This window comes from Nostoc sp., from assembly GCF_036917315.1.
Classification (GTDB): domain Bacteria; phylum Cyanobacteriota; class Cyanobacteriia; order Cyanobacteriales; family Nostocaceae; genus Nostoc.
Genome location: NZ_JBALDR010000013.1, coordinates 163700 through 180449 on the forward strand (window position 1 = coordinate 163700; position 16750 = coordinate 180449).

Here is a 16750-nt window from a genome sequence, read left to right on the forward strand (position 1 = left end):
AATCCAGTAGGCGTGAGGATAGAACGGTGGTAGAAGAAGGCGCATATTGGCTAGCTTGGGCGCAAATTTCGGGAATTGGGCCAGTATTACTGCGACGGCTGCAACAGCATTTTGGCACGCTGGCAACAGCTTGGAACGCTACTAAGGTACAGTTAGGAGAAGTAGAGGGTTTTGGTTTTCAGACACTAGAAAAAGTAGTACAACAGCGATCGCGTTTGCACCCAGAACAACTCTTCACCAAGCACCAGCAGGAAAATTCTCATTTCTGGACGCCAGCAGATGCAGATTATCCCCGTTTACTGCTAGAAACTCCCAGTCCACCGCCAATTTTGTACTATCGCGGTGAAGTCGAACTCCAAGAAAATCTCGGACAGAAACCAATGGTTGGGATTGTCGGAACCCGCCAACCTTCAGAATATGGTATCCGTTGGACTCGCCAAATTAGTACAGCTTTGGCTAAAAATGGCTTTACAGTCGTTTCTGGTATGGCAGAGGGAATTGACACCGAAAGCCACATCGCCGCGATGAAAGCAGGTGGACGAACGATCGCAGTTTTGGGAACTGGTGTAGATGTCATCTATCCGCATAAAAATCGGGATTTGTACAAGCAAATTTTGACGGCTGGGCTAGTTGTAAGTGAGTACCCCACAAAAACCCCACCCGATCGGACTCACTTTCCCCGTCGCAACCGCATTATTGCAGGTTTAAGCCGCGCCATTCTCGTAATGGAAGCGCCTTTAAAATCTGGTGCGTTAATTACTGCTACCTACGCAAATGAATTTGGTAGAGATGTCTATGCATTACCTGGAAGACTAGACGATTATCCATCCCAAGGGTGCTTAAAGTTACTGAGTCAGGGAGCTTCTTTCATTCTTAAAGAACTAGACGAACTGTTAACAATGCTAGGAGCAATACCACAAATTGATGCAATTGAGGCTTCTACAGCACCAGAACAGTTAAGTTTACCAACTTTATCACCAGAATTGCAAAGGGTAATGAATGCGATCGCAAGTGATGCTTTACCCTTTGATTTTATTGTCCAACAAACCGGTATGGCTGCTGGCTCAGTTTCCGGTGCTTTGTTACAGTTGGAACTTATGGGTTTTATTTCGCAACTACCAGGTATGCGGTATCAAAAAATTTAAGAATTAAAAGATAAGGGATCTGCGGGTTAATAGTGTCCCAACCAGGCGGGTTTCGACTGCGCTCAACCCCCAAATGTCGAGAGTTGAGCGCAGTCGAAACTCGGTTTATTGGTACTTTATTTTCATGCAAGTCCCTAACAACATTATCCGAAAAATGGGTCTAAAACCCTGTGCTTCCAGCACGGCTTTAAAGTAATGAGTAAGGAGTAATGAGTAATGAGTGGATGAAAAACGGGTATTTACTCATTACTTATTACTTATTACTCATTACTCCTTCTTCCCCGACCGTTCACGGCGGTGAGGATGTCATTTAGCTTTGTTTTTAGCAATTTAATCACCAGATTTCTGGCAATATAAAAATACAATTTTTATATAAAATCGAACTACTTAAAATAAGGAATCAGTGGGCTTTTGAATACCAAGTAGAACTATTGTGCCTCGAAATACAATTCCAAGGCGAATAGTTCAAGTTCTCTTAACTGGACTAAACAACAATTGATCTGAAGTTCGGTTAAACACTCACCCGAACACGATTGAGTCCAGTTGAGTGAACGGTAGCTCTGAGCCGCAGAACTTAAGTTCTAGACAGGATGTGGTTTCGCATAACACTTTGACTGTTACCAAAATGTGGGTAATGACGAGATTTTAATTATGGCGATTCTTTTTTTGCTTATTAAAGCTTGAATTGGTTCAAATGACTACGGGGATTATAAGTACGTATAGCCCGGATTTTTTCATAATATTCCCGCTCTTGTTGGCTGAGGTCTTTTGGTGGAACGATCGCCACTTTCACCAACTGATCGCCGCGTCCACCTTTGGGGAGGGGCCAACCTTTGCCACGTAAACGTAGAGATTGACCAGAACGCACTCCTGCTGGTAGTTTGACATTCACTGAACCATCGGGAGTGGGTACATCAATAGACGCTCCCAGAGTCGCTTCATCTGGTGTGATTGGCACTTCGCATACCAAGTTATCGCCTTCCATTTGGAAGAAGGTGTGCGGCTGAAGTTCAACTTTTAAGTATAAATCTCCCCGTTGTTGAGTCATGGGGTTAATTTGACCTTTGCCCCGCACCCGTAGGCGAGTACCAGTTTTAGCCCCAGATGGGATGTTGACATCTATTGTTTCATTACCTAAACTGAAGCGCTTTTTCACACCATTAAATGCTTCAGCAAAAGTTAGAGCGATCGCAGCTTCACTATCCTGGGTACCAGCCGCACCTCCATCTTGAAACCCAAAATCGTTAAAGCTGCTGCTAAAATGGGTTGAGGTACCCGGAGAAGTGCGGTAAGAGTGACTTCGTGCCTGACTTTGGCGCCCCGTACCCGCACCACGAGGGGGAGGACCACCAAAGCGTCCTAGCAACTCATTAATGAACTCATCAAAATTGCCATATTGACTGAAGTCAAAGTTACCCATATCGGGAGCAGCGCCGCCAGATGGGAAACCTTCACCAGCTTGTTTCCAATATTGACCGAATTGGTCGTACTTTTTGCGTTTATCTGGATCTGACACAACTTCGTAGGCTTCGCTAACTTCTTTGAAGCGTGCCTCTGCCTGTTTGTTGTTTGGGTTGACATCAGGATGGTATTTCCGGGCTAGTTTACGAAAGGCTTGTTTAATTTCCTCCGAACTGGCAGTCTTGCTGACTCCCAAAATAGCGTAATAGTCTTTGAAGTCGGTTGCAGCCATCTACCAGCCTCCTATAGAAATTCCCGTTATGTTTTTTTTGAAGAAGAGAGATGTTTAATTTGCCTGGTATAGTGCCAAACAAAAAGAATATGATTTCAAATTAACAAAAAATATAGAAAATCAAGTGTGGTTCTCGCTCACCAAGGAATCGCAATTCCCGTACTCCGATTTTTCTGATAAGCGGCTGAGGCTGTCTAATCCTTCTTCCCGACTTGGGGGAGCATCCCGGAGTTGACGATGCATCCGCAAAATAATTTCTTCTGGAACTTGGCGCGATCGCCTTTTATTTCGTGCCAAACACAGCCAAACTGGTGTATCCACCCAAATTCCCCTAATGTCGTTAAAGCCCAAGTTACGGGCTAAAGCAATGACTTCACGACGATGGCGGCGCTGGGCATTGGTGGCATCAAAAATAGCTGTATTAGTTGTGGAAATAGCTTGCTGAAATTGCCGCTCAATTTCGTGCCAAATCAGTAGCCACGACCCTTGAACGGCTTGGGAACCGAACAATTTCCCCCGAATGGCATCGGTAGAAATTAACGCCATTGGGGGGAATTGTGTCAGTAATTGTTTTGCCAAAGTTGACTTTCCACTACCTGGAAGACCAATCAGTAAAATTAGTTTAGTCATTAGTCCTTTGTCCTTTGTCTTTTGTTGCTTGTAACTATTAACCAATGACTAATACTTCGGCTTCGCGGTAGTTGAGCGCAGTCGAAACTCAGTACAAGTGACTAATGACTAATGACTAATGACTAATGACTAATGACTAATGACTAACTATTAAATGATGGTTCCATCAGGAATTACAGCATTTTTCATCACGACAACGATGCCACTACGGATATAAAAACCTTGACTTTCTCGGTCAGCTTCTTGCACGTTATCTTTATTGATGATTTTGACATCGTGCCCGATACTGGCGTTTTTATCAATGATGGCACCGCGAATAATCGAGTCAGTACCAATACCTACAGGAATGTCACCTTTTTCTACATTACATTGACGTTCTACAAAAGCTTGATAAAAATCTGCACCCATGAGTAGGGAATCTTCGATGACACAACCAGATTCAATTCGCGATCGCACTCCCAACACTGAATGTTGAATGCGGCAATTTTTCAAAATACAACCTTCGCCGATCATTGATTCTGTTACCTGGCAATCTAAAAGTTTACTTGGAGGTAAGTAGCGAGCACGGGTATAAATTGGCGCTTTTTCATCGTAGAAACTAAAGGGTGGCTGAGGCTGCTGAGTTAGGGCTAAATTGGCATGATAAAATGCTTCGATTGTTCCAATATCTTCCCAGTAGTCATCAAAAAGATAAGCTTGAACGTTGTAATCTTTAGAGGCATCAGGAATAATTTCTTTGCCGAAATCAGTCCTTTCTGTACCTTCTCTCAATAACTTGAACAAAACCTCTTTTTTAAAGACATAAATCCCCATTGAAGCGATGTAAGGCTGCTCTTGGGCTTGTTCTTTTGATAATCCCAGTACGCTTGTATCAACACGCATTTTGATTAACGCTTCACCTTTGGGTTTTTCGCTAAAATCGATTATCCTACCAGAATCATCGATTTTCATCAAGCCAAAATCTGAGGCGCGGCGCTCATCAATGGGGATGACTGAGAGAGTAATATCAGCCCCCGTTTCTCTATGGCGCTGGATAAACTGGCGATAATCCATGCGGTAGAGGTGATCGCCTGAGAGAATTAGATATTCGTCTGCATTCCATTCTTCCATTAACCACAGGTACTGACGTACAGCATCGGCTGTACCTTGGAACCAGTTAGGGTTTTCTGGTGTTTGTTGTGCAGCTAGCACTTCTACAAACCCTTCATTGAAACCAGTAAAGTTATAGGTACGGGCGATGTGACGATTCAGGGAAGCTGAGTTGAATTGTGTCAGGACGTAGATTTTGAATATTTCGGAATTTATGCAGTTACTAACAGGGATATCGATTAGGCGATACTTCCCTGCTACTGGTACTGCTGGTTTAGCGCGGAGTTTGGTTAGCGGGTAAAGTCGAGTACCCGCGCCACCACCAAGAATGATTGATAATACTTTCTTCACAAAATTTCTCCCGACTGCCTTTCAACTCTCATCTTCAGTTTAGGACTGTCTGCCACCACAGGTAAGGGGGATCGTCTGATTCTTTGGGATGAATTTTAGAGAATGTTGGTATTGTATGAATGGTGCGGCTGATAAGTAGAAAGATAGAACATTTGTATTAATTGGGATGAAGAATGGGGAGGCGATCGCTAGACCATCCCTCACATACCGAATTACTGAATCTCTGTTGAGATTGCTAAACAGATACGTAGTAACGTGTCAAGCCTAAATTTGTGCAATAGAAAAATTGAGTTATGTTTCTAAAATATTAATTATACCAATTCAAAAAATGTTTGCGACAGATAGGGCATTCAAAATGAAATCATAGCCAGTCAGAGAAGCAGCCACTTGAGAAGTTAGTTGAGCAAGAAGTTCAGCAACCTTAGTTCGCAAATGTTCTAGATTATCGAATAACTCCCACTTCAAATCCTGTTTAAGATGTTCCCAAACTCGTTCTATAGGGTTCAGTTCTGGGGAATGAGGTGGTTGAAACAATAAAATAATATTTTCTGGAATTTGCAACTTCTTGGCTTTATGGAATAACCCATTGTCAACTTGAAGAATATTGAGACTATCATGATTACAAGCGGCAAATTCGTTTAAAAATTGTTGATAACATTCAGTATCAACATGAGAGAATTGCCAAAAAAAAACTTTCACCAGTCAGAGGCTCAACTGCCCCATAAAGCCAGAATGCTTTAAATTGCCACTGCCAGTCACCAGTCGGCTTAACGCCTTTAAGGGTAATTCTTCAACATCAATTGTTTTGAGACCAAACCGACTTTCATCCTGTACAAAATAACGGATGTTTTTATAAGTTGGTAATACAATAGCCGCGTATTGGGAAATCAGTTGTAAGTCATCACCAAGGTTTTTTTAAAAGCTTCAAGTTTTTGTGTATCTTGTTTACGATTACGAGGACGTGGAACCTTTAGTTTTGCTTTGAGTTGATAACGTACTAAATGATGTACCGTGGCGTATTCAGCTTCTACTCCTAAGATAGTACCAAGCCAATGCTGAATTTGTTTATACCCTGCAAAACCAATTTCTGGCTGTTCTAATTGTTTCTTGAGACTTTCAACTGCCCAATTTGGTATTACTCTTGTTCGACCTGGACTTACACCAAATTCAAGCATAGTCTCGATTCCAGTTTCACGATACTCTGCCAACCACCTTTGTACTGTGCTTCGATGCTTTCCTAGTATTTTAGCGATCGCACACACGCTCGTTTCTTGATCTTTTATCATATAAAGCGCTTGTACGCGCTCTTTGAGTCGTGCATTACGCTGTTGACGTAGCAGTGCCTCTAGTTCCTCTGCACTCTCTTTGATCTCTATCCGGGTTATACCTGCCATCACACCACCTAAATGCTGCTTCTATACATTTACCATTTGTCGCATTCTTTTTTCAAATTGGTATAAGATGTAGCTACCGTCTTCTAAGGGAAATTGAATTAGACGTTTCACAGATAAAACCTCTGATGTTGATTGTTAAACCACTGACTGCTGAACTTTGTTATTCCTGCTAGTAGTCCACAAAGTCTGATTTTGACTATTCAAGGGTGTTTAGATCCCCGACTTCTTGAAGAAGTCGGGGATCTATAACTAGGCATAAATAAACCACGCTTTCCAAATCAATGAAACGCTTGGAGTATAGTAATTACAAATTATGCTTACCAATAGTACAAGTAAAACTACTATTGGTAAGTGTAAGTCTTTTTTGTTACTTAGAAATATTTTATATAATAAAACGGTAATAACCGCTTTGTATCAAGACGATTATATAGAAAATATTAATATTAATTCTTAACTCTAACTAAAAAAGCAAATTTAGTCTAAATTCATTGGCTTTAAAGAACACAGATTCTTGGTTGAGAAATGCGATCGCTCTTATTTACTCATTAAACGCCCAACTTGGGTGTATTTATTCTCCTATTAACCAAACCTAATTGCTGCGATCGCTTCAAATACTTCACCCAAGGTTCCTCTGATAACTGGGAAATGGCATTTGGTGAAAGTGTTGCCGTGAAAATATCTTTGCCACTGCTAACACCACTGACACCAAAGCTTTCTAAAACAGTAGTTGCAGCAGAGTTTAAAATTGGTTCGGTATGGATAAAAACTGCCAAACTAGTTTCTTCTGAATCTTGAATATCATTTAGCGCTGTAGCAAGAGCGGCATCTAGTTTCTGATAATTCATCAGCAATTCCTTGGTAAAGAGGGCAGACATTTATGCCTACCCTAATTTATCAAATTTATAGGTTGTTGTTACCTATCCTTGTACAGAAATAATATCCACCTTTCTCAGTCTAATTACAGATTAGCTGCATTAATCACTCCATAACCCCATTTATCATCAAATGTGCCTGCGGGTTTTCCGGGAATTGCACTATTTTTACGTAGCAAGTCTTTCACAGCAGCCGGATCGAGTTGAGGATCTCGCTGCAACAGTAGTGCTACTAACCCGCTTATAAACGGTGTCGCCATACTCGTTCCAGCCTGCACCACAAACTTGGAATTAATCATCGATGAACGGTCAAAATTAGCATCGGCGGAAAGTGTGGAAATAATCATTGCTCCTGGTGCTGCTACATCCGGCTTCTTCCCATCAGTGCGTAGAGGTCCTTCACTACTAAATTCCGAAATAGTATCCAATTCTAAGCCCATTTCTCGCACTTGGCCATCAATATCTGTGTACTTGGTTTTAGTAGTATAGGCAGCAACTGTAATTGCACTGCTGGCGGCTCCCGGCGAACCAATTTTTAACGCATCTTTCACACTTTTACCAGTGAAAAACACTGACGAAGTATCATCTAGTGTCCACACATTTAAACATGTGTCAGTTGAAGAAGTGTTGCGGACTCGCAGCTGCCAAACACCTCCCATAACTTGCGAGGGGCCGATACCGCGTATTTGCACAAAGAAATTATGGTCGCCGTTAGCTTGGTCTGGCGCTGGTGTCGCTAATTGTACCCGTGCATCTGGTAATTGGTAATCTTGGGCGGCATTACCTTTAGTAATGATTTTTTGAAAGGGGGTGACAAAACCGTTAGGACTCCGCACAGATACTTCTAATTCGCTATCTTTGGCATACCAAGCGTTTAACCAAACTATGCCTACTTGATTCAAAGGAACGTTGAAGCGCATACCACGAGTGCGTCCACTGGGTATGGTTGCTTGTCCATGAATGTTATCGTTTCCTTCGTTACCCGCAGCACAGCAAACTATTCTTCCAGGGCCAGTTTCGGCATCGATAACTTTGGATAAAGAATCGCTACCATCATGGGCATCAGCGTGTCCGCCCAAGCTGAGATTTACCACTGCTGGGCGTCCCAACTCCCTAGCAACTCGGAAAATATAACGCACGCCATCTGCAATGTGGGCATCTTGTAAATCAGACCTGACGACAACTAATTCTGCTTCTGGTGCGACACCGCCATAACTCGCATCGGCACCAGCAGCAATGCCAGCGACGTGAGTACCATGACCGCCAGTATCCTGAGAAACTGTCAGTTGCGCTCCGCTAAATTCAGCTCCATAGCCGCCCTCGGTGACTCCTGGCCCTGGCAATGTTTGATCCCAAATGTGTAAAATTCGTCCAGCAAAGGCGGGGTGTTTCGGATCGATGCCACTGTCTATAATGCCGATGATTACTCCTTTACCAGTCAATCCGGTTTGATTCTTAAATTCCGGCAGTTTGACTGTGCCCATTGCAGTATCCATCCTCAAATGAAGTTTGCGTGATGGCTTAATCCGCTGAATCACATCTTCTTCAGATAAGACATCTAAACTCTCTATGGGTAAGAAAGCTGTCCGCACACTCCCAGAGTTTTGATTGACTTCAATATTATATTGTGATAAATAACTTAAGTCTGCATCAGGGTCGCAGTAAATAAAAACGACGCTTTTAGTGGGCTTGACCGGGCTTTTGTGAGCAATGATGCCTAGCGATCGCTTGTGTGTAACTAAAGCTCGATCTCCTTCATTTTGATAGTCTTGATATGCCAAAAGTAGTCCAGGAGAAAGTTTTTCGTGTCTCATTTTTACCTTAAATTAAATTGAGTTACCGTGAACAAAGTAGTGGTTCTAGCAGGATAAGTCGCTCTAGGATTAACGCAGACTATGTAGTTTTTTCGCTTCAATTATTTGATGCGACTATAGTTATCTATTTATTTTATAGATAACATCAAATAAGCTTAGGAGGTAAGAGTTATTCCTAAAACAATTGCTAATTCATAACTCATATTCTGGAATTACGTATCCCTCATAGTGATTTTCTGTCGTTCCTGAGACATCTTTGATCGGTTGCATCTAAGAATTACCGAAATCTGAGGTAACAGGTAATTTTTATGAAGCTATTAAACTAATCCATTGTCTGCCGAAATAATTACGGACAAAGTGAGCAAAATAAAATTAAGAATAATTAAGTAATAAATAAATTTCTTAAAAAAGTATTCAGGAATCAGAATGCAATCAGTGACAAGTCTATCTAGTTGACCTGTTAAAAACTAAAACAAAATAGTTAAGACTGATAACATTTGTGTATAAGAAAGCATGGAAAAGGCTAAATCACTAATGAATACTGACAAATGACAGATTCTCTATCATAAGTAAGAGCCATAAAGAAGCTAATATTTGCAACGATCGCTTCTAAACATACAAAAAGTTATTCATGCAAATTCAAACACCAGACTGGGTGAAGCACGCTATTTTCTACCAAATTTTCCCAGATCGTTTTGCCAGAAGCAAACAGCCGCGCAAACGGTTATTGCAAGAAGCCCGTTGGGAAGATTGGGACTCTATGCCAACACTCCAAGGCTATAAAGGTGGCGATTTATGGGGCATTATGGAGGATTTAGACTACATTCAGAATTTAGGGATTAACGCGATTTACTTCACACCCATTTTTCAATCCGCCAGCAATCACCGCTATCATACCCACGATTATTATCAAGTTGACCCGATGTTAGGCGGCAACGAAGCTTTTAAAGAATTGCTCGATGCAGCCCATCAACGGAATATCAAAGTTGTTCTGGATGGGGTGTTTAACCATTCCAGCCGGGGCTTTTTCTTTTTCCACGACGTTTTAGAAAATGGCCCTCATTCACCTTGGGTAAATTGGTTCAAAATAGAAGGCTGGCCCCTTTCAGCATATAATGGGGACTTCCCTGCCAACTACGTGGGTTGGGCGGGAAATCGCGCCTTACCAGAATTTAACCACGACAATCCAGAAGTACGAGAATACATTATGGAAATTGCCGAATATTGGATTAAATTCGGCATCGACGGTTGGCGATTGGATGTACCATTTGAAATCAAAACTCCTGGTTTTTGGCAGGAATTTCGCGATCGCGTCAAAGCCATCAATCCCGAAGCTTATATTGTGGGCGAAGTCTGGGGAGATTCCCGTCAGTGGTTGGATGGGACGCAATTTGACGGCGTGATGAATTATCTATTTGCTGGGCCAACAATTGCCTTTGCAGCAGGCGATCGCGTAGTCTTAGAACAAGTCCAAAGCCGCGACTATCAACCCTACCCACCCTTATTTGCTGCCGAGTACGCCACCAAAATCCAAGAAGTACTGCAACTCTACCCTTGGGAAATTCAGCTAACTCAACTCAATTTGCTTGCAAGTCACGATACAGCCCGATTAATGACCATTGCAGGCGGTGATATAGCCAGTATAGAATTGTCAACTTTATTGCTACTCACCTTTCCCGGTGCTGCCAGCATATACTATGGTGACGAAGTTGGCTTACCTGGAGGAATAGACCCAGACTCACGTCGTGGTTTTCCTCTAGAGACTAAGTGGAATCAAGAAATTTTCAATACTCACCGCCAGTTAATTGCCCTCCGGCATACTTACCCAGCCTTGCGTACAGGTGATTACCAAGTCCTCCATGCTCAAGGGCAACTTTATATCTTTGCGCGAACTTTGGGGACAGAGGAATTAATAATTGCCATCAACGCTGGTACAAGTTCGGCAACAGCGAATGCAGATGTCCCCACTCTGCGTACTCAACCCAACAAACTTTTATATGGCACTGCTGAAGTTGAGTGGAATGCTGAAGGAGAAACTCAGCAGTTGTCATTGACTGTTCCCACACGGAGTGGGTGCATCCTGGGAGTAGGGGAATGAGGGGAGCAGGGGAGAACTTGCAGTAAGTCTTTCCCCTCTGCCCCTCTGCCCCTCTGCCTTACTTCCCCGCCACCATTGCAGGCATCAACACCGCATCAATAATATGGATCACGCCATTGTCTGCCAGAATATCTGTTTTGATGACATTGGCGTTATTTACCTTAAATTTACCGTCGGCAGATTCAATGGCGACAATTGACCCTTCAAGCGTCTCTGCCTCGTTAATCTGTACCAAATCATCAGACCTAACATCCCCACTAGCGATATGATATGCCACAATTTTCTGGAGCTTGGGGATATCTTGTAGTAGCGAGTCTAAAGTTCCCTCTGGCAGATTGGCAAAAGCTTCGTCAGTTGGTGCAAAGAGCGTGAAAGAACCAGGGCTTTTCAAAGTTTCTATGAAATTTACAGCTTTAGCAGCCTCTATTAGGGTATTGAAATTACCTGCTGCGATCGCAGTTTCCACAAGGTCAGCCATGAGGTGCGTTATTTAATACTACAAGTTACTTATAAAGTGACTAAAATATCTTAGCCTCTATCAATAGAGAGGTTGCTGGCGATTTAACAGACAGCAGTAGACTGATTTAGTACTGTTACACTGGAGAATGACCCCAAGAACCACTGATTATGCTAAAGCGTTCTAAGTTCGAGACAACTCAATCTCAGATTATGCACCGTGCTGAGGATCTGATTAGTGCAGCCTCAAATCGGTACCGCATTACGGTTCAGGTGGCAAATCGTGCTAAACGTCGGCGTTACGAAGACTTTGAAAGTAACGAAGATGCGATGATGAAGCCAGTGCTAAGAGCAATAATCGAAATGTCCGATGAATTGACTCAACCAGAAATTATCGGCGAACTATAAGATTGAGTGCTGAGTGGGAAGTTCTGAATTCTGAATCAGGCAAATTCATATTTTCACTCAGCAACGCCCAAAATATTGTTCTATGAAAAAGACAAAATTTCTGTTTAAATCAATTTTCTCAAAACTCGCAACTAAGCACTGGCTCAATCTGAGCTATCCCCTAACACCACTACTCCTTACCTTAATGGTAATAGGTGTAATTGTTTTGGGTTCAGGCGCGGATAAATCAATACATAGAAATTTATTTACTATCCAACCTGCTTCTGCCCAGAGAATCACCCCTAGCGATGTTTGGCAGCTAGTGTATCAGCAATTGCCAGATTTTCCACGGGAAAATAAGTATATCAGCAAAGAAAATGGGAAAGTTGCCGAAAGCAACACCTTAGCAAATCGCCTAATTAGATATCACATTTATACCAAAGGGCGTGCCCCCATTTATCGCTTAGATTGGAAGCTGACTTTAGCTGATTACCTGGGTGCGAACGAAATTATGTATGATACTACCTATCCAGGAAATGATGCACTACAGAAAAATCCGATAGAAGGCGATCGCAAAGCTATAAAAAGTCTCACCCGCAGCCAACGAGATGCCCTAGTACAAGTCTTAGTCAATATATTTAATCCTACTTCCCAAAACACCGTAACCCCTAACTCCAACACCGCGCCCAGTCCAACTACATCAACTACCCCACAGCCACCGCAACGAGGAGGTGCCGAACTACTAAAATGATAAAATTTCCTTTGCGCCCCTCTGCGTTAAACCTCTGTGTACCTCTGCGTTTAAAAAACTAAACTATGGAACGCGTTGTCAAAACCGGATCGGGTTGGCGTATTGGCTGGAACCCCGATACACCCGAATTTAAAGGTTTAGTTGGTACAGATGATTGGGCAATTGAGTTAACCGAAGCCGAGTTAAATGATTTTTGTCGTCTACTAGCACAGCTAGCAGACACCATGAAGCAACTCGCAACTGAATTGATGGAAGAGGAAAAAATTACTTGTGAAGCCGAAAGCGATTTATTATGGATGGAAGTGGAAGGCTATCCTGATGATTACAGTCTGCGCTTCATCTTGAATACAGGGCGATGTGTAGAAGGTAAATGGAATGGTTCTGCTGTTCCAGATTTACTGCAAGCTAGTGGGATGCTTAAGGTTTTTTAAAATTGCCTCTTGATTATCCTACAGTTTTGCTATATGATAGGGATTCTGACCGGGGCGTAGCGCAGCTTGGTAGCGCGCCACTTTGGGGTAGTGGAGGTCGTGGGTTCGAATCCCGCCGCTCCGATTGATGATAAGCCATACCTGCTAGTCTTTTTAAAAGATTAGCAGGTTTTTTCATAGCTTTTTCCTGAAAAAACCTAACCGAACAGTAAATAGGGATGTTATACCAATTTGAAAAATGATTGCGACAGATGGAAAACTGAAACACTTATCCAATAGATGTTTCACAATCCAAAATCTAAAATCGTTCGACTGAGCGACTTGTGCCGAGCATCTCGACTTCGCTCGATGGAACCGGAGCCGAGGTAAGCCGAAGTCTCAAATCCAAAATGGTATTACCCGCACAATCAAATTTTGTCAATGATAAGTAATTAGGCGGACTTAATATAAAATCTCTAGCAGATTAGTAGGTAGATTGGCATGAGTGAAAGTACAGAAACGATTTTCAGCAAAATCATTCGTCGGGAAATTCCCGCTGATATTGTTTACGAGGATAATTTAGCCCTGGCATTCAAAGACATCCATCCCCAAGCGCCCGTTCACATCCTCGTCATTCCCAAAAAAACCATTGCGACACTAGCTGAGGCTGAATCTGAGGATCATGCTGTGTTGGGGCATCTTTTGTTAACTGCTAAACGTGTTGCAGAAGAGGCTGGACTAAAAAATGGTTATCGAGTCGTCATCAATGCTGGTGATGACGGCGGTCAAACAGTCCATCACTTACATTTGCATATTTTGGGAGGACGGCAGTTGGATTGGCCCCCTGGTTGATCGGAGACAGGAGGCAAGGGGTAGGGTAAAACGTACAAGCTGAGTGGAATTGTGAGCGGAAGTACCCCTACTCCCCTGCTTGTTAATATCAACGCTCATAGTGCTTAATTCTGGCAGCGCGTTTTCACTTGACTGTGCGGTAATGTAAAAACAAATCGCTTCCAACCTGACGAGTTTCTATGAGTTCTAGATGAGGAGCAGCATTGGGAAGAAAACCCTCTCCTGCCACTGGGCTAGGGGCGTGCTTTCCTCCAAAAATGACCGGCCAAATGGTCAACCACCAATCGTCAATTCGCCCTGCCTGAACTAGAGCAGCTGTTAAAGAGCCACCTCCCAAAGCAACGACTTTGCGAATACCTCGCTCTGCCATCAAGGTGTAGGCCCGATCCCAGTCCAGGTCTGTATCTCCCAAATCAATTAATTCGGCCAGTTTTTGCAAAGTTGTTGTATCAGAACTGCGCTCTAAAGCAGTCCGTGTGGTAAATATCCATCGCTCAATGTCCTGACTCAAAAAAGGTAAGTCCGGCGATAGGTCTAGGGAACCTGAAACAACACAAGTAATCGGCTGGGGAGACTGGCCGCGAACCTCACGCGCTGCCAACAGTTCGCGATCGCTAATTGCAAAGGTTCCCCCCTCAGCCCTAATTGTCCCTGCTCCTACCAGAATTAGATCGGCAAGGGAGACTTGATACTCCAGGTGTGCATAATCGACTACATTAGGTTCACGGGGCGCTTTCGGATCTACGGCACTAATTTTTCCATCGGCCGTCATCGCAAGAACCAAAGTTGTTTGGATAGCTGGCATGATTATGTTGTAACGATTCTTTATAATTTTACCTTTTTGAAGCCCTTCAATACTTTAAAGTGAATAGTTGTTGCATTGTGCTTTAAATCACTTTGTTAAATATGGCTCAACGGTGGTAAAAAACTGTTGTTGAAAAAGAGGCAGGGGAGCAGGGAGCGGGGAGCAAGGGAGATAGAAAAGAATTGGGATTCGACCCAATCAATTCGAGAACCACTTGTAAGAAGTGGGGGACGTAACCCGGATTTCTCACGCATAGTGTAGGCTTCAGGGGAAGAGGAGTGTGGGGAGTGTGGGGAGTGTGGGGAGTGTGGGGAGTATGGGGGGTAAGACTTCTTCTCCATCCTCCCACACCTCCCACACCTCCCACACCTCCCACACCCTTTGGATTTCTCTCTTGTGAGAAATCCAGGGTAAGAACATGTTCCGCTCCGCAAACTAGGCAGGAGTCAGGTGTCATTCCCCTCCGCTCCCTGCCTCTTCGTTGAATGATTCTCTCTACACAAGAGTTTTTTACGCCTAAGAAAGTATCATGCCTAAACACATATCTGCAATCGTCGTATTTGTCTTAATTTTAATTTTGGGATTTGCATCTCCAGTTCAAGCTGCAACTCTCCGTTCAACTTGGGTGGTGAATGAAATTTACCAATATAATCATCCCTTTGCTTCTCAATTGCCTCAAGAACTGGCAACGAAAATGCAAAAGATGACAGCTAAAGATAGCTTTTTCTCCTTTTATCGGGGGACGGCTCACATTTTTTATCGTGATATGCAGACCTTACCAGGTTCACGATTTGTAAATTCTTCAACCTCAGCCATCTGGTTAGAAGGAGATATGCATCTGCAAAATCTTGGAGCGATAAGAGATAGCAAAGACAACAACGTTTTTGACACCACCGACTTTGATGAAGGCTATCTTGGCCCTTACGTTTGGGACTTGCGACGGATGGCAATCTCCATTCTGTTGGTAGCTAAAGAGAATGGTCTTAACTCAACTGATGCTGAGGATGTTGTGCGAAATTTCTTGGATGCTTACTTCAATAAGATGAATGACTTTAAGGGAAGCAATGATGAACTGTCATACCGTTTAGAATCTAGCAATACGAACGGTGTGGTCAAAGATTTAATTCAAAAGGCATCAGAGAAGAGCCGTTCTAAGTTTTTAAAAAAGTATACAGTACTAAATAACAGTAACAATCGCCTCTTCAAGACAGCCTCACAACTCCAGCCTGTATCCAGCAGTACCTATTCTGACATTGCTGGGGCTATGAGCAGCTATATCGCCTCAATTCCTATCAGTAAGCGCTACAACGACAATTACTATACTCTCAAAGACATTCGGCTTAAATTAGGTTCAGGTGTTGGTAGCCTTGGGAAGTACCGATATTACTTGCTGATTGAGGGGCCAAGTTCAGCAACCGACGACGATCGCATTTTAGAGATGAAGCAGGAAGGCGGTAGCGCAGTTGCGATCGCAGTTCCAGGTTTGCTGCCGAGTTCAGTCTACGGGAACCAAGAAGGGGCAAGGGTGACGATCGCTACGAAAGCGATGTTATCCAATCTCGATCCCTTGGTTGGCTATACTACTGTCAGTAGCATCCCCTTTATGGTGCGTGAAAAATCACCCTACCAAGTGGACTTTGACTATAAGTTGTTAACCAGTAAGTCAAAATTCATGGATGCGATGGGATACGCAGGGAAGGTGGTTGCCAAAAACCATGCAATCTCCGATCGAGACTATGATGCTGCGATTATTCCTGTCAGCGTTGACAAAGAAGTGACTGATATTGTGAGTGGTAATAAAGCTGTATTCAAAGACGAAATTTTTAACTTTGCAGTGGACTATGCAATTCAAGTCGAATATGACTACAGGAGTTTTGTAGATGCTTATAAACAAGGGGTAAAACTCTACTAGAACATCAAACAATTGCTCCAATCAATTCACCTTATATGTACATCTTACCTAGTCTAGGTTTTGGTTTTTTTCGTACTTATGCTTTTTTTAA

Annotated in this window: 16 protein-coding genes and 1 tRNA gene; 8 read left to right on the top strand and 9 right to left on the bottom strand. The window is 42.9% G+C overall.

Annotated features, from left to right (window positions below; translation table 11 throughout):
- Nucleotides 1-26 precede the first annotated feature (26 nt).
- On the top strand, nucleotides 27-1145 hold the full coding sequence (gene dprA / locus V7K84_RS07025) for a DNA-processing protein DprA (RefSeq protein WP_334837092.1): 1119 nt from the start codon (nucleotides 27-29) through the stop codon (nucleotides 1143-1145).
- Between the two features lie 673 nt (nucleotides 1146-1818).
- Here the strand turns inward: dprA and V7K84_RS07030 are convergent.
- From V7K84_RS07030 to V7K84_RS07060, 7 genes are all read right to left on the bottom strand, one after another.
- A complete protein-coding gene (locus tag V7K84_RS07030; protein ID WP_334837093.1) occupies nucleotides 1819-2838 on the bottom strand; it encodes a DnaJ C-terminal domain-containing protein in 1020 nt (339 codons plus the stop codon).
- Nucleotides 2839-2958: 120 nt separating this feature from the next.
- Entirely contained in the window at nucleotides 2959-3468 is a 510-nt protein-coding gene (locus V7K84_RS07035; RefSeq protein WP_334837094.1) for an AAA family ATPase, read from the bottom strand.
- Between the two features lie 150 nt (nucleotides 3469-3618).
- Nucleotides 3619-4908: a glucose-1-phosphate adenylyltransferase gene (locus tag V7K84_RS07040; RefSeq protein ID WP_334837095.1), complete on the bottom strand. Its 1290-nt coding sequence runs from the start codon at nucleotides 4906-4908 to the stop codon at nucleotides 3619-3621.
- A 321-nt stretch (nucleotides 4909-5229) separates the two neighbouring features.
- A complete protein-coding gene (locus V7K84_RS07045; protein ID WP_334837096.1) occupies nucleotides 5230-5607 on the bottom strand; it encodes a transposase in 378 nt (125 codons plus the stop codon).
- 188 nt (nucleotides 5608-5795) lie between these two features.
- Entirely contained in the window at nucleotides 5796-6302 is a 507-nt protein-coding gene (locus V7K84_RS07050) for a helix-turn-helix domain-containing protein (RefSeq protein WP_334837097.1), read from the bottom strand.
- 545 nt (nucleotides 6303-6847) lie between these two features.
- Nucleotides 6848-7147, bottom strand: coding sequence for a hypothetical protein (locus tag V7K84_RS07055; protein WP_334837422.1), 300 nt, complete (start codon nucleotides 7145-7147; stop codon nucleotides 6848-6850).
- Nucleotides 7148-7260: 113 nt separating this feature from the next.
- A complete protein-coding gene (locus tag V7K84_RS07060; RefSeq protein WP_334837098.1) occupies nucleotides 7261-8988 on the bottom strand; it encodes a S8 family serine peptidase in 1728 nt (575 codons plus the stop codon).
- 631 nt (nucleotides 8989-9619) lie between these two features.
- Between V7K84_RS07060 and V7K84_RS07065 the strand changes: the two genes are divergently transcribed.
- Nucleotides 9620-11086, top strand: coding sequence for a glycoside hydrolase family 13 protein (locus V7K84_RS07065; protein WP_334837099.1), 1467 nt, complete (start codon nucleotides 9620-9622; stop codon nucleotides 11084-11086).
- Between the two features lie 58 nt (nucleotides 11087-11144).
- Here V7K84_RS07065 and V7K84_RS07070 read toward each other — a convergent pair whose 3' ends face one another.
- Nucleotides 11145-11564 carry a fasciclin domain-containing protein gene (locus V7K84_RS07070; protein ID WP_334837100.1) on the bottom strand — a complete coding sequence of 140 codons (420 nt, stop codon included), beginning with the start codon at nucleotides 11562-11564 and terminating at the stop codon, nucleotides 11145-11147.
- 149 nt (nucleotides 11565-11713) lie between these two features.
- Here V7K84_RS07070 and V7K84_RS07075 point away from each other — a divergent pair, with 149 nt between their 5' ends.
- The 5 genes from V7K84_RS07075 (at nucleotide 11714) to V7K84_RS07095 (ending at nucleotide 13942) form a co-directional block, all read left to right on the top strand.
- Nucleotides 11714-11950, top strand: coding sequence for a DNA-directed RNA polymerase subunit omega (locus V7K84_RS07075; RefSeq protein ID WP_094351515.1), 237 nt, complete (start codon nucleotides 11714-11716; stop codon nucleotides 11948-11950).
- A gap of 184 nt (nucleotides 11951-12134) precedes the next feature.
- The gene (locus V7K84_RS07080; protein ID WP_334837423.1) at nucleotides 12135-12680 is read left to right on the top strand and encodes a hypothetical protein; all 546 of its coding nucleotides are present in this window, start codon (nucleotides 12135-12137) and stop codon (nucleotides 12678-12680) included.
- A 65-nt stretch (nucleotides 12681-12745) separates the two neighbouring features.
- Nucleotides 12746-13111: a DUF1818 family protein gene (locus V7K84_RS07085; protein WP_334837101.1), complete on the top strand. Its 366-nt coding sequence runs from the start codon at nucleotides 12746-12748 to the stop codon at nucleotides 13109-13111.
- Between the two features lie 50 nt (nucleotides 13112-13161).
- Nucleotides 13162-13235: transfer RNA gene (locus V7K84_RS07090), tRNA-Pro, on the top strand.
- A gap of 356 nt (nucleotides 13236-13591) precedes the next feature.
- Entirely contained in the window at nucleotides 13592-13942 is a 351-nt protein-coding gene (locus V7K84_RS07095) for a histidine triad nucleotide-binding protein (RefSeq protein WP_094351513.1), read from the top strand.
- Nucleotides 13943-14066: 124 nt separating this feature from the next.
- Here the strand turns inward: V7K84_RS07095 and V7K84_RS07100 are convergent, their stop codons facing one another.
- The gene (locus tag V7K84_RS07100) at nucleotides 14067-14747 is read right to left on the bottom strand and encodes a RibD family protein (RefSeq protein ID WP_334837102.1); all 681 of its coding nucleotides are present in this window, start codon (nucleotides 14745-14747) and stop codon (nucleotides 14067-14069) included.
- A gap of 529 nt (nucleotides 14748-15276) precedes the next feature.
- Here V7K84_RS07100 and V7K84_RS07105 point away from each other — a divergent pair.
- A complete protein-coding gene (locus tag V7K84_RS07105) occupies nucleotides 15277-16659 on the top strand; it encodes a DUF2252 domain-containing protein (RefSeq protein WP_334837103.1) in 1383 nt (460 codons plus the stop codon).
- Nucleotides 16660-16750: the final 91 nt, after the last annotated feature.